Origin of the sequence: Synechocystis sp. IPPAS B-1465, assembly GCF_003015225.1 — a bacterium.
Lineage (GTDB): Bacteria > Cyanobacteriota > Cyanobacteriia > Cyanobacteriales > Microcystaceae > Synechocystis.
Genome location: NZ_CP028094.1, coordinates 181,058 through 204,544 on the forward strand (window position 1 = coordinate 181,058; position 23,487 = coordinate 204,544).

The 23,487-nt window shown below is 48.8% G+C and carries 21 protein-coding genes and 1 tRNA gene; 15 read left to right on the plus strand and 7 right to left on the minus strand.

Annotation, left to right across the window (positions count from 1 at the left end):
- Nucleotides 1-39 precede the first annotated feature (39 nt).
- The 3 genes from C7I86_RS00865 (at nucleotide 40) to C7I86_RS00875 (ending at nucleotide 2,792) form a co-directional block, all read left to right on the plus strand.
- Entirely contained in the window at nucleotides 40-1,164 is a 1,125-nt protein-coding gene (locus tag C7I86_RS00865) for a DUF4350 domain-containing protein (RefSeq protein WP_020861377.1), read from the plus strand.
- Between the two features lie 132 nt (nucleotides 1,165-1,296).
- Nucleotides 1,297-2,241, plus strand: coding sequence for a MoxR family ATPase (locus tag C7I86_RS00870; protein WP_010871375.1), 945 nt, complete (start codon nucleotides 1,297-1,299; stop codon nucleotides 2,239-2,241).
- 194 nt (nucleotides 2,242-2,435) lie between these two features.
- Entirely contained in the window at nucleotides 2,436-2,792 is a 357-nt protein-coding gene (locus C7I86_RS00875; RefSeq protein ID WP_010871376.1) for an iron-sulfur cluster assembly accessory protein, read from the plus strand.
- An 85-nt stretch (nucleotides 2,793-2,877) separates the two neighbouring features.
- Here the strand turns inward: C7I86_RS00875 and C7I86_RS00880 are convergent, their stop codons facing one another.
- The 4 genes from C7I86_RS00880 to C7I86_RS00895 all read right to left on the minus strand — a co-directional run bounded on the left by C7I86_RS00880 (nucleotide 2,878) and on the right by C7I86_RS00895 (nucleotide 7,835).
- The gene (locus C7I86_RS00880) at nucleotides 2,878-3,867 is read right to left on the minus strand and encodes a DMT family transporter (RefSeq protein ID WP_010871377.1); all 990 of its coding nucleotides are present in this window, start codon (nucleotides 3,865-3,867) and stop codon (nucleotides 2,878-2,880) included.
- A gap of 43 nt (nucleotides 3,868-3,910) precedes the next feature.
- Nucleotides 3,911-4,579 (minus strand): HAS-barrel domain-containing protein, encoded by a 669-nt coding sequence (locus C7I86_RS00885; protein WP_010871378.1) that lies wholly within the window; start codon nucleotides 4,577-4,579, stop codon nucleotides 3,911-3,913.
- Between the two features lie 135 nt (nucleotides 4,580-4,714).
- On the minus strand, nucleotides 4,715-5,497 hold the full coding sequence (locus tag C7I86_RS00890) for an ABC transporter ATP-binding protein (RefSeq protein ID WP_010871379.1): 783 nt from the start codon (nucleotides 5,495-5,497) through the stop codon (nucleotides 4,715-4,717).
- 46 nt (nucleotides 5,498-5,543) lie between these two features.
- Complete coding sequence (locus C7I86_RS00895; RefSeq protein ID WP_223211321.1) at nucleotides 5,544-7,835, minus strand: mechanosensitive ion channel family protein; 2,292 nt, start codon at nucleotides 7,833-7,835, stop codon at nucleotides 5,544-5,546.
- A gap of 235 nt (nucleotides 7,836-8,070) precedes the next feature.
- On the opposite strand from C7I86_RS00895, the gene folK reads away from it, so the two are divergent.
- Nucleotides 8,071-8,658: a 2-amino-4-hydroxy-6-hydroxymethyldihydropteridine diphosphokinase gene (gene folK, locus C7I86_RS00900; RefSeq protein WP_010871381.1), complete on the plus strand. Its 588-nt coding sequence runs from the start codon at nucleotides 8,071-8,073 to the stop codon at nucleotides 8,656-8,658.
- A gap of 164 nt (nucleotides 8,659-8,822) precedes the next feature.
- On the opposite strand, the gene C7I86_RS00905 is transcribed toward folK, so the two are convergent.
- Nucleotides 8,823-8,896: transfer RNA gene (locus C7I86_RS00905), tRNA-Pro, on the minus strand.
- A gap of 79 nt (nucleotides 8,897-8,975) precedes the next feature.
- Between C7I86_RS00905 and C7I86_RS00910 the strand changes: the two genes are divergently transcribed.
- Nucleotides 8,976-9,761: a DUF429 domain-containing protein gene (locus tag C7I86_RS00910; RefSeq protein ID WP_010871382.1), complete on the plus strand. Its 786-nt coding sequence runs from the start codon at nucleotides 8,976-8,978 to the stop codon at nucleotides 9,759-9,761.
- Here the strand turns inward: C7I86_RS00910 and C7I86_RS00915 are convergent.
- Nucleotides 9,758-10,762 carry an alpha-E domain-containing protein gene (locus tag C7I86_RS00915; protein WP_020861379.1) on the minus strand — a complete coding sequence of 335 codons (1,005 nt, stop codon included), beginning with the start codon at nucleotides 10,760-10,762 and terminating at the stop codon, nucleotides 9,758-9,760. The two genes, C7I86_RS00910 and C7I86_RS00915, sit on opposite strands and share 4 nt — an antisense overlap.
- A 316-nt stretch (nucleotides 10,763-11,078) precedes the next feature.
- On the opposite strand from C7I86_RS00915, the gene C7I86_RS00920 reads away from it, so the two are divergent.
- The 5 genes from C7I86_RS00920 (at nucleotide 11,079) to C7I86_RS00940 (ending at nucleotide 15,248) form a co-directional block, all read left to right on the plus strand.
- A complete protein-coding gene (locus C7I86_RS00920) occupies nucleotides 11,079-11,726 on the plus strand; it encodes a Uma2 family endonuclease (RefSeq protein ID WP_010871384.1) in 648 nt (215 codons plus the stop codon).
- Nucleotides 11,727-11,824: 98 nt separating this feature from the next.
- Complete coding sequence (gene lpdA, locus C7I86_RS00925) at nucleotides 11,825-13,249, plus strand: dihydrolipoyl dehydrogenase (RefSeq protein WP_020861380.1); 1,425 nt, start codon at nucleotides 11,825-11,827, stop codon at nucleotides 13,247-13,249.
- A 3-nt stretch (nucleotides 13,250-13,252) separates the two neighbouring features.
- Entirely contained in the window at nucleotides 13,253-13,744 is a 492-nt protein-coding gene (locus C7I86_RS00930; protein WP_010871386.1) for a CRR6 family NdhI maturation factor, read from the plus strand.
- A 57-nt stretch (nucleotides 13,745-13,801) separates the two neighbouring features.
- On the plus strand, nucleotides 13,802-14,560 hold the full coding sequence (locus C7I86_RS00935; protein ID WP_010871387.1) for a HEAT repeat domain-containing protein: 759 nt from the start codon (nucleotides 13,802-13,804) through the stop codon (nucleotides 14,558-14,560).
- Between the two features lie 67 nt (nucleotides 14,561-14,627).
- Nucleotides 14,628-15,248 (plus strand): flavin prenyltransferase UbiX, encoded by a 621-nt coding sequence (locus tag C7I86_RS00940; RefSeq protein WP_010871388.1) that lies wholly within the window; start codon nucleotides 14,628-14,630, stop codon nucleotides 15,246-15,248.
- A gap of 118 nt (nucleotides 15,249-15,366) precedes the next feature.
- Here C7I86_RS00940 and C7I86_RS18675 read toward each other — a convergent pair whose 3' ends face one another.
- Nucleotides 15,367-15,507: a hypothetical protein gene (locus C7I86_RS18675; protein WP_158299065.1), complete on the minus strand. Its 141-nt coding sequence runs from the start codon at nucleotides 15,505-15,507 to the stop codon at nucleotides 15,367-15,369.
- A 46-nt stretch (nucleotides 15,508-15,553) separates the two neighbouring features.
- Between C7I86_RS18675 and C7I86_RS00945 the strand changes: the two genes are divergently transcribed.
- The 5 genes from C7I86_RS00945 (at nucleotide 15,554) to C7I86_RS00965 (ending at nucleotide 23,338) form a co-directional block, all read left to right on the plus strand.
- Nucleotides 15,554-15,934 (plus strand): hypothetical protein, encoded by a 381-nt coding sequence (locus C7I86_RS00945; protein WP_010871389.1) that lies wholly within the window; start codon nucleotides 15,554-15,556, stop codon nucleotides 15,932-15,934.
- Between the two features lie 80 nt (nucleotides 15,935-16,014).
- Nucleotides 16,015-16,500 carry a universal stress protein gene (locus C7I86_RS00950; protein WP_010871390.1) on the plus strand — a complete coding sequence of 162 codons (486 nt, stop codon included), beginning with the start codon at nucleotides 16,015-16,017 and terminating at the stop codon, nucleotides 16,498-16,500.
- 75 nt (nucleotides 16,501-16,575) lie between these two features.
- The gene (locus C7I86_RS00955) at nucleotides 16,576-19,128 is read left to right on the plus strand and encodes an EAL domain-containing protein (protein ID WP_020861381.1); all 2,553 of its coding nucleotides are present in this window, start codon (nucleotides 16,576-16,578) and stop codon (nucleotides 19,126-19,128) included.
- Nucleotides 19,129-19,347: 219 nt separating this feature from the next.
- On the plus strand, nucleotides 19,348-21,468 hold the full coding sequence (locus C7I86_RS00960) for an EAL domain-containing protein (protein WP_010871392.1): 2,121 nt from the start codon (nucleotides 19,348-19,350) through the stop codon (nucleotides 21,466-21,468).
- Nucleotides 21,469-21,496: 28 nt separating this feature from the next.
- Nucleotides 21,497-23,338, plus strand: coding sequence for an EAL domain-containing protein (locus tag C7I86_RS00965; protein WP_010871393.1), 1,842 nt, complete (start codon nucleotides 21,497-21,499; stop codon nucleotides 23,336-23,338).
- The last annotated feature ends 149 nt before the right edge of the window (nucleotides 23,339-23,487 follow it).

The following is a 23,487-nucleotide window of genomic DNA, read 5'->3' on the forward strand; positions in this document are numbered from 1 at the left end:
CTGATGTCGTGATTTGTGGGTCTTGATCCGCCGTTGCCAATGTTGTTTAAATCCCGCCGTAATCTGGTTATTCTTCTGGCGATCGCCGTGGTGGCGGTGGCGGCGCTGCTGTGGACTGGGCCGGGCCAGGCCGACCATCTGCAAGGGTCCACCTATAGTACTACTCCAGGGGGCTATGGGGCTTGGTGGCAATGGATGGAAAAAGCTGGAACTCCGGTGCAACGATGGCGCAAACCCGGAGACAAGTTAACGACCCTCTCTAGTCCGGCAACTTTGCTGAAAATTAACCCTAGGTCCATCCTCAACTTTTCTCCCTATGATGACGGTGGCAGTATTAACCCCAGCGAATCTGAATGGGTAGCCCAGGGTAATCGTTTGGTTTACCTGGGACGATGGGCGGAATTAACCGATGCTCCCTTTACCCAAACCGTAGTAACAGACCAGGGCCCCATAAGTATTCAGGGAAGACGGAGATCGCCACAGCAGGAAGGCAAAATATTAGCGGACAAATACGGCACCTTAATTTGGCGGCAACGGCAAGGCAAAGGAGAAATTATCTGGGTAGTACCTCCCTTTTTGGCGGCTAATGCTTTTCAGGATGAACCGGCTAACTTTGCCCTGCTCCAATCTTTGCTAACTGAAGGCCATAATCCCCTGTGGGTGGATGAATATTTACACGGCTATAAGGACGCAGAAACTCTCCAGCAGGAAGGGGTGGAATCGGTGTGGGCCTATCTGCAAAACACTCCCCTACTACTCATTTTTCTGCAATCCTTAGTGGTGGTGACACTCCTAGCTATTTTTGGGAATCGGCGTTTTGGCCAACCCCAAACTCCCCCTAGCCTGGCCAGTAACAATAACCAAGCCTATATCAATGCCCTCGCCCAGGTCTTGGAAAAAGGCGATCGCCCCCAATTTGTGGTGCAACAGTTGCTCCAGGCAGAAAGTCCTTCCCTAGAGAGACGATTGGGTAACTTGCCCACAGCCCAGGCCAGGGAAGCAATGGCGGCCTTGCTGACCAACCTTAGCCAGCCAGACAAATTGCCCAAACAGGAAGCTGACTTAAGGGTATGGTTAAAACAATGGCAACAACTACAAGCCCAACTGCCCCCCTCCAGCTCAAATCCATCGGGTAAGGTCCTCAAATCCAGTGCGGCAGAGTAACCGATTAAGTTTAAGTTAATATTTTGTGCTCGGTTCGGTGTTTTTAGGTGTTAATTTATGGCCTTTGCCAATAAATTTTGCTAGAAGTACCATTGCCATCAATTTCTTGATTTTTTCCCTTGACCAAACCCTATGACCCGTCCCCTGTTTAACGAACTCCGTGGCCATTTGGAAGCATTTTTGGTGGGTCAACCCCATCTCATCCAAGAATTATTGGTGGCCCTGTTGGCAGGGGGCCATGTGATCATTGAGGGGGTGCCGGGGACAGGCAAAACCCTGTTGGTGAAACTTCTAGCCCAATCAATTCAATCCCAATTTAGGCGGGTACAACTGACTCCAGATATGTTGCCCTCCGATATGGTGGGGGTAAACGTGTTTGACTTCAACCAGCAAGCCTTTAGCCTCAAACAGGGCCCTGTATTTACGGAAATTTTGCTGGCAGATGAAATTAACCGCACTCCCCCCAAAACCCAGTCCGCCCTGCTTGAAGCGATGGAAGAGCAACAGGTGACCCTCGATGGTCATACCTATGCCCTGCCGCCTTTATTCTGGGTGGTGGCCACCCAAAACCCCTTGGAATTTGAAGGTACCTATCCCTTGCCAGAAGCCCAACTAGACCGCTTTTTATTTAAGCTAGTGGTGGACTATCCTCCCCCGGCCGCGGCCAAACAAATGTTGGTCAATTTTCAGCAGGGTTTCCACGCCCAACGACAAGACCTGGAACAGTTAACCGCCATTGCCACCGTAGAAGAAATTTTGGCTAGTCGGCGATCAGTAGAAGATATTGCGGTGGATGAAAAACTATTGGATTATCTCTTGGCCCTGGTGGAAAAAACCCGCTATCATCCCGATATTCTGATTGGAGCTTCCCCTAGGGCCTCCCTCCGTTGGTTGCAAGCCGCAAAGGCCGATGCTTGGCTTAATGGCCAGGAATATTTACTGCCGGATAATCTCAAAACCGTTGCTCCGCCGTTATTGCGCCACCGTTTAATTCTAAGGCCGGAAGCCCAGCTTGATGGCATTGGCATTGATGAAGTGATCACCGCCATTCTGGAGCAGACCCCGGTGCCCCGTTGACAAAGACAATGGCAAAGTTCCATGGCTAATCCCTCATTCGTTGACGACAAAAGAAGAAGTTTAGCCAAGACCCAATTGTTGCCATAGGGAATTTCCGCCCACAGCCTCCCCCGTTGTCGCTAAGATGGAAACTAAAGCTGTTGAATTTACTTTTAATTTTCCTCTAACTTTTGCATAGGAGTTCAAGCCTAACCATGAGCCAAGCCACCGCTACCCAAGCCAAAGGCATCCAACTTTCCGATGCGGCCCTCAAACACCTCCTGGCCCTGAAAGAACAACAGGGCAAAGATCTTTGTTTACGGGTGGGGGTACGTCAAGGGGGCTGTTCTGGCATGTCCTACATGATGGACTTTGAAGAACCGAACCGGGCAACGGAACATGATGAAGTGTTTGATTATGAAGGTTTTCAGATTATCTGCGACCGGAAAAGTTTGCTATATCTCTATGGTTTAATGCTGGACTACAGCAATGCCCTCATTGGTGGAGGGTTCCAGTTTACCAATCCTAATGCTAATCAAACCTGTGGTTGTGGTAAATCCTTTGGGGTTTAAATTTTCATTCTAGTTTTGGCGATCGAACGGTAAAAACACCAGAAAAAATTAGGGTAGGAGTGGTGGCTCCTGCTCTTTTTTTTTGCTATTTTAGGGAATTTTTTCCCGTACTGGGACTAACTTTTTCGTAGTTGAGCAAGGCAATGCTAAACGTAACTAGGCATACCCCGAAAATTTGGATATTGGTGAGGCTTTCTTGAATAGCTAATCCTGCTAGCACCACCGTCAAAGCGGGATTGGTTGCCCCAATAATAGCCGCTCGACTAGCACCGATTAAATGGATACCCCAGTTATTGAGCACATGGCCCGCCAAAGTAAATAAAGCGGACAACAGGGAACCAATGGTGATGGCAAGCCAGGGTAAATTACCTTCATGGGGTTGCCAAATGATTAAACAAAGAATGGACAGAATTAACGTGGTGGCAAAACTGATCCAGGTGAAGGGAACGGGATGGAGTCTTTGAAAGCTCCTTTGGGCAAATACCGTATAGCCCGCATAGACAATGCCCGAAGCAATGCCTGTGCTAACGCCCAAAACTAAAGTTTGTTGCTCGCCACCGTAGGCATAGGGAATGGTTAAAAATGTGCCGATTAAAGTTAAACCAATCACTAACCAACGCAATAAACTGGGAACATCGTTAAATAACCGCCATGCTAATAATGCAGTAAAGATTGGGTAAGTAAAAAATAGAGTGATGGCGATACCAGTGGGAATAAAGCTAATGGAAATGTAGAGTAAGACTAGGTAGAGAAACATTAAAAATCCACAACCCATGGCCTCCCAAATTACCGGACGATTAACTGGTTGTTTTAGTTGATTAATTTCCCGCCAAGTATTGCCATAAAGGCGTTGGGAAATTAAGGCCATGAGAGGCACAACCCAAAGCATTCTCAATAGTAGAAGAAGAAAGGAGTGGCTCAGGGTAGGGGTCACGAAACCGCCAACTTGCCAAATGCCCAAAATATTTTGCTGGGAATATAAAATCCGGACAATGACGTTATGAAAACAAAAGAAGATAGCGGCCAGGAGGACTATCAATAGTCCCATCAGATTAACATTAGATAAAATTCGCATAATTCTTTGGTGCCGCTACTCCGAAATGGGACCATCGTCGTCCCTAAAAATGAACTTGACCAAGGATATGGCGTAGGCGATCGTAGTCATCTTTGAGGAGCAAACTAAGGTGACGGCCGACGGTTACTAGCCAGGCCCGATCGCCTTGGCGGAGAAGATAAATTTCCCTGAGGGCGGCGGCAATCAGGGCATCCACAGGGGCATCGCTAATTTGCAAAAGAATCCGCAAAAAATCAGGGGAATTAGTAAATTCCATTACTTCTTGGCGATCGCACTGAAACACAGCTTGGTGAATTTGGGGTGGACGAGGCGGTAAATAGTGAAACACCCTACCGGAGATGGGACCGCGACCATTAATACCCGACTCTCGGCTCTGGAAACCCACGATCGCCGCTTGAAATTCCGTGGTTAACATGGCAAAAATTTGAGGCTGCTGTTCCCGCAGTTCCCCCAGGGAAAGACCTAGGGCCCTGGCCCGATGAATGGAATCGATGGGCATGGTGGTGGCATAACTAACCACCGCAAAAATGGTATTACCAGAATCTTCATCTGTGGCCTTCACCCAACTACCAAAGGCAGGCATGGTGGGAAAATTCAATTCTTCCGGTTCCAGACATTGGGCTAAAAAGCCAGTGGTGCTGGTTTCAATTACCTCTGCAATATGGTGGGGATGGCGTTCATCAAGGCTAAATTGAACTGGTGACGAGGGCATAAAACTAGCAAAATCAAAGAATAATTATGAGATTTAAGAATTAATTTAGAGTTATCGAGATTTTACTAAAGCTGATTTAAAATTAATTAGATTGAGATTAAATTAAAACTTCATTAAAACAAGTTAAAGCAATAATTAACTAATCGGGCCATCAATGCTACCGGAGAAAAATTGCTTCAATAAAGGGTGCTCAGATTTGTAGGCATCCGCTGTGGAACCATCCCACTGAATTTTGCCATCGTAAAGAAAAATAATCCGGTCGGTGGTGTTATCAATAGTACTGAATTGGTGGGTAACAATTAGGTAACAACAACAAACATGATCTTGGCTGAGCAGGTGACGAATTAAACTCTCAATTCTAGTGGATGCCACCGGGTCTAACCCAGCGGTGGGTTCATCGTAAAGCAAAATATTTTTATATTGCTGATGTTGTTCCGGATTGATGACGATCGCCCGGGCCAAACTGACCCGTTTACGCATGCCACCGGACAATTCCGCTGGGAATCGATCGCCAATGCCCGGCAAGCCCACCAACTCTAAATTTTCTTCCACAATGGCCCTAATTTCCCTCGGCCGTAGGTCTGAATCTCGGTAGAGGGTAAAGCCGACATTTTCCGCCACAGTGAGGGAATCAAACAGGGCCGATTGCTGAAACACTAAACCCACCCCTAAAGCTTTTTCCCCTTCTTCAATGGAACGTTGACGGCGATGGCCATGGACGATTACCTCGCCGCTGTCGGGGGTGAGTAAGCCCGCCACAATGCGCAAAATAGTTGATTTGCCCGTCCCCGATGGCCCAATTACCCCCACTGCTTCCCCTGGGTAAATTTTCAGGTCCACATCATCGAGGATCACTTTTCGGCCAAAGCTTTGGCTCACGCCGCGGAATTCAATAATGGGCTGGACTGGTTCACTCATGGGCTTTTGAACGAAAGGAGGTGGCCGGCATTAGTAGAGTTAGAGGCTAATTATATTCCTTGGGAAAATTTGGCCCCAAGGCGATCGCCCCGGGAGAGTGATCAGTTTTACCATTGCTATGACTACTTTTTTGACCGTGGTGATGGTACACAATCCTTTGCTGGGGGGCACCCAGGGCAATACCAGCCAGCTCAAATGCCTTTTTCATCCTGAGACGAAATTCTCGACCCACGGGCCAATGTTGCCCTGCTTGGGTTTTAATCCACACCTGGAGCCGAATGCCCTTAGAGGCAATGTCATCCACCCCCAAAATAGCGGCCGGTTCCAAAATTTTCTCTTGCCAAAGTGGATCCTCCCGCATTTGTTCAGAAACTACCCGAATTAAATTGAGGGCTTTATCCACATTGCTGGACTGGTCAATTTCCACAATAAATTCTGCCCTGGACCAGTCCTTGGTCAAATTTTGGACTACGGAAATTTTACCGTTGGGAATGGTGCTCAAACGGCCTTCGGGGCCCCGCAACTGAGTAATGTAAATATTCATATTTTCCACCAGACCAAACACATCCCCAATTTGCACCACGTCACCAATGGCATAGCGGTCTGTCCAAAGAATTAGCGTGCCATTGAGCATATCTTCTACCACGTTGCGCCCCAGAAAAGCTAGCACAAAGGCAACTCCGCCAAAACTAGCTAAGACCAAAGGATTAATGCCAAATAGCCAAATGGTGCCTAGAATACCGAGAATGGTCAATAGTACTGAAATTCCTCCCTTGATGGCCGGGGAATAGGTCATAACCCTAAGGGTGTAACGGTTAGAATGCTCATTATAAGATTGCTGTTCCTTCGCCCAATTATTGAGCAAACCATCGACGAAAATACCGCACACCTTATCAATTAAAGTTACCCCGATCCAAAGCAGGGGAAAATACATGGCTTGGCCAATAAATAGCAAAGTAAATGGCCTGGTGGAGGGAAAAACATAGACGATGAAGGCTCCCACAATAAAAATGCAGGAAATTTGGAGCCACAACAAAATCCAGCACATCAACACAGCCAAGTTGCGACGTTGTTTGAGCAGGGTTTGTCGCCGTAAATTTGAGCTAGCTAAATCACCGATGTTTTGCCAGGCATGGTTAACCCGGTCCCTGACTTGATCAGCTAGGGGCACATATAGGGGAAAATTCCGCTCCTTGGACGGCGATCCATGGCCATTTTGTCCTTCTTCTCCTTGGCGATCGGGGCCAAGTTCTGGAAACTCCGAAACTTCTTGGCTGGCTAGGCGTACTGATTCTGCACTTTCTGCCTCAATGTCTTTGGTGATGGACTGGGCTAAAACTTTTAACTCTTGACGTAGATAGCGGTCCCGACGGTAAAAGAAAGAGCGAATTAAACCCATAATCGTGACGATCGCCAGGGCCACCACCATAAAGGCGCCACTGATGTAATAGCGGTCCCAGGGATGTTGACGATCCAGTTCGTGTCCCCATAAAGCTTTATCAAAACTACTTTGTATTCTGTCACGCCATTCATGGGCTAGTAGATTGATGGGCTTGCCATTAATAATTTCGTCAGCCTGGTTGACCGTAACAATGGTTTGCTGAGCTAGGCCAAGGCTTGGCTGACTAGGCACAAAAATTACCGTCTCATTGTTCTGAATGCCCACTTCCACATTGGGAGTAAAGGGATGGATTTCGTCAGCGGCCACATTAGCCAAATTAGGGGCCGGAGAAGAAATAATCCGGATGGCACTCTGGGGAGCGTTACGAAAAGAAGTGGTAGGGGTTCGCCGCTCCACTGAACTGCTTTCCTGGTTGTTTTGGTTAATTTCGGGCGCGGTGGTGGTGGAGTCTCGGGAGTTAGGGGGAGCGGGGCTTGTTCCCGGCCAATTACTTGGGTTGGAGTGATAGCCAAGGCGAGATTCCCTCAGGTCAAACACCTTGGAGCGGAGAAACTGCACGTCCTTCTCGGGAATTTCCACCGTATTTAAGCTAATTAACCGAGAATAGATCGAATTAAAAATCGATTCCACTTGCTTAGCCCGATTTTCAATGGCCTGGGCGGCCGCTTGGGAACTTTCCTCTGGATTGGGAATTAAACCCACAGTGAAGGTGACCTGGGAACTGCCCTGCAAAAACACATCACTGCACCAGAGCCGGCCACAACGTCTTGCTTTATTGGTATCCCACCAAGGGGTGCTAGAAGTATTCTGACTGCCATTGTTTCCCCCCGAAGAAAGGGTTATTTGCGCTGTAGCAGGGGGGATGAGCACCGCTAGGGTGAAGGCCAAGAGACCCAGCAGAATCAGACGCTTGACGGTGGCAAATCGGCAACCCATAGGCATGTTGGGGTTTTTGTAACGTTTTCGTAAAAATTCACCGCCATCTTAACAGTGAGTACACTTCCGAAATAGTCAATATAAACTATTGTTGTTCTCTGGGTTGGCGATTGGGGTGAAAATCGGTTTAGACTCCGTGACAAGCCTGACAAATCCCTGGAGTGGCCAATGATGTCTGGGAGCTTGGGGTTAGAAGTTTTTGGTAGGATAGAATCGATTGTTTGTCCCTATTTCTATGGCTCCTGTCTCCCCCACAGATTTTCCGCAACAATGCCATGGGGCAGTGGTAGGCTTGGGGGGCAATATTGGCCCAGTGCTGGACAATCTCCAAGGGGCGATCGCCGAGTTGGCCTTGGTAGCGGGCATTGAAGTGGAGCGCTGTTCTAGTTGGTACCGTAGCCGAGCTTTTGGGCCGCCGCAGCCCGACTATATCAATGGCTGTGTGACGTTACGGGTCAGTTTATCCCCCCCAGAGTTGTTGCAAACTTTACTGGCGATCGAGCAAAAATTTGGCCGCATTCGTTTGGAAAAATGGGGACCCCGCACCTTAGATCTGGATTTAATTTTCTACGGCGATCGCCAATTGGAACAGGCTAGACTGACCATTCCCCACCCGCAAATGCAATACAGACCATTTGTGCTAGTTCCCCTGGCGGAAATTGCCCCGGACTGGGTTGATCCTCGGTCGGGGAAAACCATTATTCAACTAATTGAGCAGGTGGATTGCACTGCGGTTTGGCCAGTGGCTCCAGGGCTGGAACTAGGGGGGAGTCTGGAACCAGAGCAAGTTTTTGCGCCGGGTGCTGTGGCGGTTCACGGATAACATTGTGAAGAGTGCTCCACAAAAACATCCTTGACCGGACGGAAAACTTCAAAAAGCATTGAGTTACAACATTATTCAATAGTTCACTGCCAAGCCAATGGTCACCATGGGAAAAGCCTCCCCTGGAAGCTTATAATGCTTACAGAGAAGGCTTTTCAGCTGAATCGGAGCGGCGGGATTTGAACCCACGACCCCCACTACCCCAAAGTGGTGCGCTACCAAGCTGCGCTACGCCCCGAATTTCACAGACCCTAATCTTAGTCCTCCCCTGTGGCCCTTGGCAAGTTTTTTGGCAAATATTTTCGAGTGTTTATTTGATGAAATTTATTGGCATTGATTTGGGTTGGCGTTCTGGGGAGAGTGGACTATGTCGTTTGCAACTGCAATCAACCCCCACTGGCGATCGCCTAGGGATTGAAGACCTTACCTGTCGCTTGAGTTTGGAGGAAATTTTCGCCTGGCTGGACAAAGGTTTAGGTGAAGCGGAGGGAGTCATGGTGGCGGTGGATGCTCCGACCATTATTCCCAATCAGACTGGGACTCGTTTGCCCGATCGCCTGACCCATAAATATTTTGGCAAGTACCATGCGGGTTGTTATCCGGCCAATTTGGGCCGACCTTTTGCCGAAAGAACCACCGGAGTGGGCAAATTACTAGAAGAAAGGGGGTTTCTCCATGCCCCGGAGATTCAAGCCCAACGGCAAGGGCGTTACCAAATTGAAGTATTTCCCCACCCTGCCATGGTGCAACTTTTTCAGCTAGAGCGGATCATCAAATACAAGAAAGGGAGTCTAGCCAAAAAAAGACAGGGTTTGCTGGAATTACAGTCCTACATTGAAAATATTTTGCCCCAACTAACCCCGGCTCTGGACCTTACCCTCCCCCCTGGTATGGAACCTTGGCGATCGCCATTGACCTTGAACGGCAAGGAATTGAAACACCAGGAAGACCAATGGGATAGTTTAATTTGTGCTTATATTGGCGCTTATTGGTGGTACTGGGGTCGAGAACGGAACTGGGTTTTAGGCGATGAAAGTACGGGCTATATTGTGGTGCCCACCTTAGGTGCTGACCAACCCGTACCGGATGCAGAGAAAAACTAAAAACTAGCTAAGGATTGCTGTTGGGTCTGACCTTGACTTTGCACTGGCATGGGCGACAACACCGGCTCATTGACAAAGAACGTCTGGGCCATTTTAACCCCCACTTCGTTTACCCTAGCTTGAATCTCCTCCAGGAATTCGTGTAGCCCTTGGCTAATAACATCTTCGATGGTGATGTAGCCCATTTCTCCACAAAGTCGACCCAGGGCCCTCTCTGCCTCATTGCGCCAGGAACCGAGGGGCGTACCAGTAACTTCATGCAATGACCGTTGTACTTGGAGTAGACAAAAATGGATAGAACGTGGAAATTTGGGGTGCAAAATCAGAAAGCTGGCCACGTTGGCAGGGGTAATGCGCCGCTGGCTCTTGCGATACATTTCGTAAGCACTGGCGGATTTGAGTAGGGCAATCCATTCCACCTGATCCAGGGGAGTGCCGACCCATTCCACCGAAGGCAGCAGGTAGTAATATTTCACGTCCAAAATGCGGGCGGTTTTGTCAGCCCTTTCCTGCAAACGTCCCATCTGGCCAAAATGCCAAGCTTCGTTATGGGTCATGGTGGCGTCCATAATGCCGGCAAAGCGATGACTAGATAGTTTCACCCGCGCAAAAAAGTCGGCAATGTTGGCCGGAGGGCGATCGCCAGCTTCTTTGACCATAAGGTAAAAGCGATTAATTTCTTCCCACATCTCCGAAGAAATAATTTCTCGAATGGAGCGGGCATTTTCCCTGGCCATGTTCAGGCAGGAAAGGATGGAGTTGGAGTAATGCTGATCAAAGGTGAGGAATTGGATCACATTAGCCTTGGTGACTTCGCCGTAATGCTGTTTGAAAAAGCTCAAATCCCCAGTGGTCATAACCAAAGGCTCCCACTGCTGTTGGGCACCGTAGGGTAAATCCAACATTAGGTAAAGGTTCACATCCACAAAGCGAGCAATATTTTCCGCCCGTTCGATGTAGCGGTTCAGCCAGTAAACGGAGTCAGCAACACGGCTTAGCATAATTTTCGGTTTTTTCCAATTACGGATCCAGGGCCTATTGTACAAAGCCGTTGGTGGTTCAATATGTTGCCATTCTGACGAAATTGTCGAGGCTTTTCCCCTGTATAAAAACCTAGTCCGCCCTAAAGCTCCCACTTCCCCCCTGGCGATCGGGTCTTTGTGGAAACTGCCGGCTCGGCCAAGCTTGGGGAGCAATACTGCAGGTGAAGCAAAAATAACGGTTTAGACTACCAGGGAGAAGGAAAAACAGTGAAAATGCCAAACTTTGATGGGGTGTTAGAATCGGGCCACATTTGAGCGTTTGGAGCCCCAGGCCATGACCGCCGCCCTCGACCAAATCATTGTTTATCCCGATAGTGATGGACAACCAATGGCAGACAATACCCTACAGTTCCGTTGGATTGTACTGATTAAGGAAAATTTGGAATGTGTTTTTCGAGATAATCCAGATGTGTTTGTGGCGGGGGATTTGTTGTGGTATCCGGTGGAAAGACACCCAGAAATACGGGTTGCCCCTGATGTGATGGTGGTTTTTGGTCGGCCTAAGGGGGAGCGGGGTTCCTACCAACAGTGGCAAGAAGAAAATATTGGGCCCCAAGTCGTGTTTGAAATTTTATCGCCGGGTAATAGGTTAAAGGAAATGGCAAAAAAATTGGTCTTTTATGACCAGTACGGAGTAGAAGAATACTACATTTATGATCCTGAACGAGTTGATTTTACGGGATATGAGCGGCAAGGGGAAAATTTGGTTGTGATTGAAACTATTCATGATTGGGTCAGCCCCCGTTTAGGAATACGTTTTGTCCTAACCCAAGAACAGTTGGAAATTTATGATCCCCAAGGAAATCGTTTTTTGACAACAATAGAATTTTCGGAGCGGGCTAAGATTGCGGAGCAGGAAAATGAACGGTTAAGGGAGTTATTACGACAGGCCGGTATTTCTGATGGATTGGGGTCGAACTAATCGAAGACAATGGGCGATCGCCAGGACGGGGGTCAACTTTCCAGAGGTTGCCCTTAACCCCTAAACTAAAGTCTTGACAGATTGAGGTGCAAGCAACGATGAGTCAGGATTTTGATTACGATTTGGTGATTATTGGCGCTGGCGTTGGCGGCCATGGGGCTGCTCTCCACGCCGTTAAATGTGGTCTGAAAACCGCCATCATCGAAGCTAAAGATATGGGCGGCACCTGTGTGAATCGGGGTTGTATCCCTTCCAAAGCTCTCCTCGCCGCCTCCGGTCGGGTGCGGGAAATGTCCGACCAAGATCATTTGCAACAACTAGGTATCCAGATCAATGGCGTTACCTTCACCAGGGAGGCGATCGCTGCCCATGCCAACGACCTTGTGAGTAAAATCCAATCTGACCTGACCAATAGCCTCACCCGTCTCAAAGTCGATACCATCCGGGGTTGGGGTAAAGTATCCGGCCCCCAGGAAGTGACGGTGATCGGGGACAACGAAACCCGCATTCTCAAAGCAAAAGAGATCATGTTATGCCCAGGCTCGGTGCCCTTTGTGCCCCCCGGCATTGAAATTGACCATAAAACTGTCTTTACCAGTGATGAAGCAGTGAAGTTGGAAACGTTGCCCCAGTGGATTGCCATCATTGGTAGTGGTTACATTGGCTTGGAATTTTCCGACGTTTACACCGCCCTCGGTTGTGAAGTGACCATGATTGAAGCCCTGCCGGATCTGATGCCAGGGTTTGATCCGGAAATTGCCAAAATTGCCGAACGGGTGCTGATTAAATCCCGGGACATTGAAACCTATACCGGCGTATTTGCCACCAAAATCAAAGCAGGTTCCCCTGTGGAAATTGAACTCACCGACGCCAAAACAAAAGAAGTGATTGACACCCTGGAAGTGGATGCTTGTTTAGTCGCCACTGGCCGCATTCCTGCCACCAAAAATTTAGGGCTGGAAACGGTGGGAGTGGAAACCGATCGCCGGGGTTTCATTGAAGTTAACGACCAAATGCAAGTGATTAAGGATGGCAAACCGGTGCCCCATCTCTGGGCGGTGGGAGATGCCACGGGCAAAATGATGCTGGCCCATGCCGCTTCTGGCCAAGGAGTGGTGGCAGTGGAAAATATCTGCGGCCGCAAAACTGAGGTGGACTACCGAGCCATTCCGGCGGCGGCCTTCACCCATCCTGAAATTAGCTACGTGGGTTTAACGGAAGCTCAAGCCAAAGAGCTAGGGGAAAAGGAAGGATTTGTGGTTAGTACGGCCAAAACTTACTTTAAGGGGAACTCCAAAGCTCTAGCAGAAAAGGAAACCGACGGCATTGCCAAAGTGGTTTACCGCCAGGATACCGGGGAATTATTGGGTGCCCACATTATCGGTATTCATGCATCGGACCTAATCCAAGAGGCGGCCCAGGCGATCGCCGACCGCAAATCAGTGCGGGAATTGGCCTTCCATGTCCATGCCCACCCCACCCTGTCGGAAGTGTTGGACGAAGCGTATAAACGGGCGGTTTAAACCATGGTCACCATCACCGTTACCCCAGAGCAACTGAGTAGTTTGGACCTTTCCCCAGTGCAATCGTGGCTGGAGCGGGCCATTAGTCTTAACCTGAATCGCATTGACGAATCTGCCCTGGCCACCATCGAAAAACAGGTACAGTTCGACATTCAATTTGCCAGGGAAGAAGGCGATCCCAGGGAATTATCAGAGATTCCCGAAGTTCGTCTGTGGTTTATCCGTCTAGATAGCGTTTATCCCTGGTTTCCCCTGTGCTTGGATTGGCAGGCCGGGGAATTTACCAGGTATGCTGCCATGCTGGTGCCCCACGAATTCCATCGGGTGGATGGCATCCAGTTCAATCCTGAAGCTCTGGATCTGTTCATTATGGGTAGGGTATTTGTGTTAGCGGACTGGTTAAAAAAATATCAACTCCCAGCCCAGTTCCGCCTCAAGTCCTTGGCTCAACTGTTGGGCTACGATTTGGACGACAATTTTTTGGCCCAGTTGTAGAGGAGTTTGCAAATAGGACGGACTAACCCCGGCCCCTAGCCTAGGGGGGGAAATTTCGTGAGAAAATATGGAGCTATGCGTAACCAAGATGATCTGCTACTGGAGGATTCCTGGGTTGATCCCCTGGATCAATTAGATGACGACGTAGCCCCTCCACCTCCGGACCCTGATGAAATGTTGGTGCTTCTGACCAGTAGAGAAGCCCCACAGAGGATGCTGGCGGCCCGGGCTTTTTGTGAAATTGCCGATCGCCGGGCGGTGGAGCCGTTGATCAATTTATTAGGGGATAGCTGTCCCCTGGTGCGGGTGAGTGCGGCCTATGCGTTGGGGCGTAATACGGACCCGACCATAGTGGAACCGCTAATTCAAAGTTTGCAAACAGATTTCAATGGTTATGTCCGCAAGGGATTGGTCTGGGCCTTGGGAAATTGTGGCGATCGCCGGGCTCTAGCGCCCTTGATCCATGCCCTCAAAACCGACATTTCCGCCGTGCGCCTCTGGAGTGCCAGCAGTTTGCCTAACATTGCCAAATTGGCCTACGAAGATGTTATTGCCACCATTCCCCCGTTGATTGAGGGACTGAGGCGGGACAAGATGGCCGCTGTCCGCAGTAATTGTGCCTGGGCGGTGGGGCAACTATGCCGGGAATTGCCTTCCAATGTGGTCTATGCCACGGCGATCGATGCCTTGCTGGAAGCCCTAGTGGAAGATGAAGATTTTGGCGTCAAGGAAGATGCCAAATCCGCCCTACTGCGACTGGGGGACGCCCGGGGACTACAGATGATTGAAGACCTGGAAATGGACGGACTGATCTAATACGTCGATTGGTTTGTAAAGATATGTAAAGGGAAATAATTAAAAATTAACTAAAAATCAACACACCATGGCACAACCTTTGATTTTGGGGGTCAGCGGTGCCTCTGGGCTAATTTATGCCGTCAGAGCCATCAAGCATTTACTGGCGGCGGATTACACCATCGAACTGGTGGCTTCCCGAGCCAGCTACCAAGTTTGGCAAGCGGAACAAAATATTCAAATGCCAGGGGAACCCTCCGCCCAGGCAGAATTTTGGCGCTCTCAGGCTGGGGTAGAAAAGGGTGGCAAATTGATTTGTCACCGTTGGGGAGATGTGGGGGCCACCATTGCCAGTGGTTCCTACCGTTGCGCCGGCATGGTGGTGCTGCCCTGTAGCATGAGCACCGTGGCTAAATTGGCGGTGGGCATGAGTTCCGATCTATTGGAGCGGGCGGCGGATGTGCAAATCAAAGAAGGTAAACCCTTGGTGGTGGTGCCCAGGGAAACGCCCTTAAGTTTGATCCATCTGCGCAATCTCACTAGTTTGGCCGAGGCTGGAGTCCGCATTGTGCCCGCCATTCCCGCTTGGTATCATCAGCCCCAATCGGTGGAAGATTTAGTGGATTTTGTGGTGGCTAGGGCCTTGGATCAATTGGCGATCGACTGTGTGCCCCTCCAGCGTTGGCAAGGGGGTATGGAAGGGGAGTGACGGATTTACTTAGGCTCTGAGGGTAAGTCCTTCTGATGAGTCGATTATGAGGGAAGTGTAAGTCCAAATCCCCCAACCTTGCCGGAGCTTTAGTGAAAATAGTTGGGGGACAAAGGCTTTAGTGATCGCTCGGTGCGCCATGGTTGGGATTAGCCGTTAAGCTAGAGAAAAACCGCCCAGTGTCGGCGGCTGTGGGCAAAGTTTGGCATTGCCGCCAGAAAAGCTGACGGGAGGTGGTTAATTGATAAGCGGTTGTCAAGCGGTTTGTTCTACAGATTCTTACCCTCCACCCAACTGTAAACACCATGGCAAGACGTAAAAAAACTTTTCCCTGTGGCCATAAGGGTTATGGTCAAGAATGTCATCGCTGTGTGCAAAAACACATTGACCAAGAGGAAAGGAAACATTCCCGCGACGCTTGGAAAGCCACCTTTGCTGAAGATCCCATTGATCTGACCCATCTACCCAGAAATGTGGTGCTCAAAGCCAGACAAATTCTCGCAGGTTTGGCCAATCAACATGACTACCGTGAGTTTTACGGCAAACGTCTTAGGCATGATCGCCTAGTGATCAGTATTCCAGTTACTAGACATTACCGGCTTATTTGTCAGGACGATGGCGATCGCCTAGAACCAAAAGAAATCGTCTCCCACGAAGATTACAATGTATGTAAGCCAGGGCATTGAGCAAATCCCTTGGTCTGGCGGAGAAACTGCTTAAATTTGCCTCAATTATTGCCCATTGCCCCAAGCCTTGGAGGGTTACCTTGTTCAATAGAATTCTCGTTGCCTTGGATCTGTCCCCCGCAGGTCAAGAAGTTTTAGAAAAAGGTTTATCCCTCGCCAAGGTCTATGGCGCTTCCCTATTGTTGCTTCATGTCCTGTCGGCCGAAGAAGAAGGTAGTCCCCTACCCATCCCCGTCAATATGGATGAAATTTACCCCGCCGTGGGTAATGAGTTGACCATGGAGGTGTGGCAACAGCAATGGCAAACCTTTGAACAAGAAGGGTTAGATACCCTGGAAAAACGCCGTCAGCAAGCACTGGCTTTGGACATTGAATGCCAGGCGGAACAAATTTTGGGCAGTCCAGGTAAAATTATCTGCCAGCGGGCCAAACAGGATAATAGTGACATCATTGTGGTGGGGCACCGGGGCCGGTGGGGACTAAGCGAAATTCTCCTCGGTAGTGTGGGGAACTATGTCTTTCACCACGCCCACTGTTGCGTGTTTGTGGTGCCAACTCCGGACTGAGAGGCGATCGGACCCTGAAGTTAACCGGCGATCTTCCCAAAGTTAAATAAAACCATCCCCTGAGCCATGCCATCCATGAGTAACGATTCCATTGTCCGCCACGTCCTGGTCATTGAGGATCAGAAATCTCGTCGCATTGTTTCCCTAGAAGAAAACACCTACGACATCGGTCGGGACCCCAGCAGTGCCATCCCTATTTACGATCGCCAAGTTTCCCGTCACCACGCAACCCTGATCCGGGTTAACGACTATCAGAATCATCAATACACCTATAGATTAATTGACGGTAATCTCCAGGGAAAACGCAGCACCAATGGCGTGGTGGTCAACGGTCAATATTGTCTTTCCCATGAGTTGGAGCACGGGGACGTAATTCGCTTTGGCAATCAGTCCAAAGCCAGCTACCACATTATGAATCTGACCACAGAATCGGAGGAGCAACCCTACGGAGCCGAACCTGTGTCGGTGGTGGCCAACCCAATCATGGGGGAAACCTATGTGGACCCCCTAAACTTTGCCATGGCTGACCACGGCTATGGAGAAGGGGCTGGATTTGACCATGAAGCGGTAGAAGTAGAGGAAGACTCTTCCTTTTCCACAGCGGTGGTCTATAACGATGAAATACCAGATGTCAGCCGCAGTGCTCCATTACCAAGTCATCGTCCACCGGCTTCCCTCAGCGAAAATAGTACCCAGTTAATTGTTGAGTTAACCACTGCGGGGCAGGTGATTTACGCCAACGGGGCAACCAAAGCCTTATTTCCGGAACTAATGGCCATCCAGGCCCAACATCCTCTGATCCAAGGCCTCTCAAATTTATCCCTCACCAGGGAGGGCTTGCAGTTGGAACGGGATATTGCCATCGGCCAACAAATTTTTCATCAGCGGATTTTCCTTGGGCCAGACCGAAGCCGGTTACAGTGCTACAGCGAGGACGTGACCGAGTATCGCAAAATGGAGCAGGGGTTAAATGATCTCCACCATCGTTTGCAAGCCTATCGGGAATATAGCGCCACAGGTTTTCTGTTGGTGGATGCCCGCACCAAAACTGTGGTCGAAGCTAACAGTGCTTTTTGCCAGTTATTGGGCTATGAGGAATCGGAGGTTCTCGATTTCACCCTTTATCAGTTGATCGCCGCAGAACGGCCGGTGATTGAAGAACTATTAATTAACCTGGAAACCCAAAACTATCTATCGGTACCAGAACTAGAGTACCGCAATCGGGAAGGGCAAACGGTACAAGTCAAGGGGGAAGTGTATCGCCTACCGTGGGAGGACAGGGAGGTGTACTGTTTTGTCATGCGCACTCCCCGGGGTCGCCAGGGGTATTCAGAAACCTTGGCTAACCAAGCGTTGTATGACCCCATTAGTAAACTGCCCAACCGGGTAAATCTACAAAAGGAACTATCCCTCGCCATCGATGCGGCAGCCCACCACCAGCATCTCATGGGGGTGATGTTCATCCATTTAGAAATTCTCAATCGCATTAACCAGGCCTATGGCTTTGGCTTTGGGGATGAAGTATTTATGGCCTTCCACGGGGCGATCTCCGACTGTATGCGTTCCGGAGATACCGTAGGGCAATGGGATAGCAACACCCTAGTGATTATTCTGGCCAAGATAAAAAGCCCCCAGGATTCCATTCGTCTAGCGGAAAGAATTCTAGACCGCTTGAAAAATCCCATAACCGTGCGAGAAAGGGAATTTATTTTTAATATTAACATTGGCATTTCCGCCTACCCCAACGATGGTAACCGGGCCGAAGATTTACTCTCTCGAGCCAACGCCGCTCTGCAAAAATTGCGCCAAACTGGTTTTAATCATTATCAGTGCTACGATCCGAAATTTAGCACCGCCGCCCTCCATCAAGCCCGCCTAGAAAACCTTCTTCAACAGGCGATCGCCAAACGGCAACTTACCCTGCAATACCAACCCCAAATCCATCTCCAAAGTGGGGAAATCACCGCCATAGAAGCCCTACTCCGTTGGGAACATCCAGAAGTAGGGGAAATTGCCCCGGGAAAAATCATCCCCATTGCCGCCCGTAGCAATCTCATTTTTGAACTCAGCGATTGGATTTTTCGCACCGCCTGTCAACAAAATTTGGAGTGGCAAAAGGATGGTTCACCCCCTCGGGCGATCGCCATTAATCTATCAGCCCGGGAATTTTATCGCCAAGACCTAGTGATGATGGTAGGTAAAACCCTAGAGGAAACCGGCTTAGATCCCCAATGGTTGGAGCTAGAAATTACCGAAAATACTCTGAGGCAACAACCAGCCAAGGCCCTGGCCATTCTCCAAGACCTCAAAACCTTTGGGGTTAGAATTGCCCTAGACGACTTCGGCCTAGGCCAAATGGGCATTGGTTTTGTCACCCAGTTTCCCTTCACCACCATCAAAATTCATCAAGGATTCATGGCCCGCTTGCGGGGCACCCCCCAGGAAATGGCCATTCTCCAATCCATATTTGCATTAAGTCAGGGCTTCCAATATCGTCTGGTGGCCGAAGGGATAGAAACCGATGCCCAACTGAGCTTGATCAAGCAACTACAATGCCAGGAAGTACAAGGATTTTTGTTGAGTCGCCCCCTGCGGAAACGGGAAATGGGACAATTTTTACAGAAATAATTACACCAAAACTAAGTCCTATCCCCACTTTTAAAACTAACCGCAACTTGCCATCATTGATGACCCGCCCAAACCCTTAATAAAGTTTGTCTAAGAAGTACGATCCAACCGTTAGGGGTTATGTCACACTAGAGGTAGGGTCGCAATTTAGCCAGATTTTGTCTCCATCATCGGGTCAAGATACATATTTCCCTTGCCCATCCGCCCATCCTTGCTGTTATGACTAACCTGCCTGAATTTCGACATATATTTGTGATCGAAGATCAAAAAGCCCGTCGTATTATTTCCTTGGACGAACCCACCTATTCCATTGGACGGGAATCCAGCAATGATATTGTCATTTACGACCAGGTAGTATCCCGCCACCACGCCACCCTAATTCGCATCAAACCCACCTCCCAAAATGAAGGTTATTCCTACCGGATTTTAGACGGGGATTTGGAGGGCAATCGCAGTACCAATGGTCTGATTATCAATGGACAGGATAGTGAATCCCACGACCTGCAACACGGGGATGTGATTTTATTTGGTAGTCAGTCCAAGGCTAGTTACTACATCGTTTCCACTTCCTTGGAAATTGCCATGTTCAACCCCCTGGAGGCCATGTCCTTAGAAGACTTGTCTCGCCAAAGTTTGGGGGAGTACACCAGTAAGTCCACCATTATAAATGAGCAGGAACAGGAAGCATCCCGTTTGGCCCCTAGTTCTGCTGATTTGGTGCGTTTTTCTTCCTTTGCTGAGCTTAGTCCCCATCCCATTGTGGAAATTGATTTCAATGGCAAAATTGTTTATCTGAATCCGCCGGCAAGTATTAAGTTTCGGGATATCAATGACCTAGGCGTCAGCCATCCTATTTTAGAAGGTCTGCTCAACCAAGCCCAAAATGTACGGGGCAATTTGCTTTTGCGGGAAGTGAAAAGTGGCGATGAATGCTATGAGCAATACGTCCATTATCTGACTGAAAATCAAATTATTCGTAGCTACTTAATTGACATTACCCGACGGCAACAGGCAGAAGATAGCTTGGCCCAACATACTTTCTACGACCCCATGACCGGGCTACCCAACCATGCTTTTTTTGAGGAGCAATTGGCGATCGCCTTGGCAAAGGTACAGCGAGATCAAAGTCGGCTGGCTATCCTGTTCCTCAATTTTTATAATTACGAGCGGATGATCAATGCCTTTGGACTAGGGTGTGGAGAAATATTGCTGAAAACCGTAGCCAAACGCCTGAGTCAGTGGACAGAAAAAAGGGGCTTGGCCTGCCGCTGGCAGGGAAAACAGTTTGCCATTTTGCTCAAGGAACCGGGGGACAATCAAGCCTTGACGGAAATGGTGAAGGAAATGCTGGCCATGCTGGAAGAGAGCATTGACGTGGCCAAACAAAAAATTCACCTCAAGGGTAAGGTGGGCATCGCCGTTTACCCCGATGGGGGTACTGATGGGGCTACCCTATTGAAAAATTCCCACACTGCTCTAGAACAAATTAAGGAAAAACATTTTGACTCCTTCGCTTTCTTTAACGAAAAGGCCGCCTCTAAAGCTAACCTGTTTTTCCGACTGGAAAACCTACTCTACGAGGCCCTGGACAAGCATCAGTTCTACCTAACCTACCAGCCCATCCTCCAGATAACTACAGGGGAAATTACTGGCATGGAGGCCCTGTTGCGTTGGCACCATCCCGAAATTGGCGAAATTTCTCCGGTTAATCTGATTCCCTTGGCAGAAAAAACTGATTTAATTGTACCCATCGGCGAATGGATTCTAAGGACGGCCTGCCAACAGAATCGGCAATGGCAAGGGGCCGGGATTCCCCCCTTACCTGTATGTATTAACCTCTGCCTCAACCAATTCCAAAATCCTCACTTGATTGCCAATATCCAAAGTATCCTAGAGGAGAATCAGTTGGAGCCCCACTGGTTGACCATTGAGGTGACTGAAAGCATCATTATGGACAACATTGATTATTCTCGCCGGGCCATCGAACAGTTGGCCACCATTGGTGTTAATCTTTCCCTCGATGACTTTGGTATTGGCCTAGGCACTCTGTCCTGCTTGCAACAGTTTAAGATTCCCGCCGTCAAGATCCACGAGTCCTTTATCAAAGATTTGGAGCAGAGTCCCGTCAACGAGGCGATCATTACCAGCATTATGACCCTGGGAAGAAAATTGGGTGTTCGCATCATCAGTGAAGGCGTAGAAACTCAACAGCAGTTGGAAGTACTACAAAAACTGGAATGCCAGGAAATACAAGGTTTTTGGTTTAGTAGGCCCCTCAAAGTTGATGCCGCGACGGAACTTTTGAGTCAAAATAAGATTAAGGCTGATCCTCTGGCATAACTTAGAATTAATAGATCCCAGATTCTCTATGAAGCAACACATACTAGTTCTAGAAGATGCCAATCAAAGAAGAACAATAATCTTAGACGAGCAACAGTATTCCATTGGTCGCCATTCTGGTACTAGCATCCAGATTCACTCCCGGCAGGCTTCCCGGCACCATGCCACCCTGATGCGGAAGACTAATAGTAAAACTAACGAAGAGTGTTTTTGGATTATTGATGGGGATCTAGAGGGCAATAAAAGTCAAAACGGCGTCTTTGTGAATGGGGAAAAACGCCTCATTCACGAGCTAAAAAATGGTGACCTGATTAATTTTGGCTGTAGCATCAATGCCAGTTACCACGTTACTGGAGAGGGGTTTGGGGAGTCTTCCTCCCAGCCAGTGGAAATATTGCCCCAGACTTCTCCCTATAATGAGGCGGTTTCCGCTCAGATTGCCTCCAGCTATAACACCAGGGAAGGGGTTGATTTGTTGGCTGGCTCCAATGATGAAACGTTTCACGAGCAATCCTATCTTGATACGGCAACGGATTTGCCCAATCAGACTCTGTTTTTGGAGTACTTAAATATTGCCCTTTCCAATGCCCGTCGTCACCATGCCCAGGTGGGGGTTTTACTCTGCCAGATTAATAATTGGTCTGATCTCAAGCGCAAACGGGGAGACGCGGTGGCCAATGCTTTCCTACAGGAAGCGGGGCAAAAACTGAAGTCAAATTTGCGCAATGGAGATATTGTTTCCCGTTGGGATAAAGATGAGTTTATTTTTCTGGTGTCCAAGGTACAGGATACTAGCAGCCTGTTGGGAATTGCTCAACGCTTGATGAAACCGGTTTTAGCTCCGGTGACGGCGGGGGGAAGACCGTTCCAGCCAGAGATTACCTACGGGGTGGCCCTCTATCCGGTGGATGGGGAGCAGGTGAATGACTTGATCGGTCACATTAGAGAAAATTTACAGCAGTTGTTACCCCAACCCACCAACCCGGGGTCAGGAGAGGCGGATGACCATATAGAAACAGCGGTGGATGTGCGCATCGGTGCCCCCCAGCCGGTGCCAGGACTTTCTGACTCTGATCAAAAGCGTTTGGCGATCGTAGAAAAGCGTTTACTACGGGCGTTGGAACAACATGAGTTGGAATTGTACTATCAGCCCCAGATTAATTGGCGTAAAAAAACTATTGAGGCCATGGAGGCGTTTATCCGTTGGCAACATCCCCAAAAGGGCCTACTGCCCCCGGGACAGTTTTTGCCGTGGAGCGACCAAACGGAATTTATGGTGCCCCTCACTCGGTGGATTTTAGAAACTGCCTGTCAACAAAATGTCCTGTGGCAACAGCAATTGCAAACTCCTTTTTTAGTTTCCGTTAATATTTCTGAAAAGCAGTTTTATCATCCTTTACTTAAAAATATGGTCATGGAGGCGATCGCCATGGCCAAGATGGAGACCCATTACTTGGAGTTAGAAATTCAAGAATCCACTGTGATGAAGGATTTTGGTCTGGCACAGCAAATTATCACCAACTTACATAACTACGGCGTGGGTTTTTCCCTAGATGATTTTGGCACCGACTATATGTCCCTCCGTTGTCTCCAGGATTTACCTTTTCAAAAGCTAAAAATTGACAAATCCCTAACGGCACAGTTACTAGAACAAACCGATAACGTTCCTAATTTAACCATGATGGAAACCCTGATCAATCTTGGTAAAACCTTCAACCTGAAGGTGGTGGCCGAGGGGGTCGAACAGGAGGAACAGATTAACATTTTAGATAGCCTCAATTGCTTTTTCATGCAGGGCTATTGCTTCAGTGAACCGTTAAATATTCTGGCCGCCAATAGCTTTTTGCACAAATACATTGCGGGTAATTAGAACGTGTTTGGCAAGTTTTATTCCGCCCCCTAAATCTCCCAATAATGGGAGACTTTCACTCAGTTTCCCCCCAAAATTGGGGGCCAGGGGGCTTTTCAAACAGGCTCTTAGGTTCAGTTTTAGAAGCTTTTTGCTCCAGAGGAGGCAAC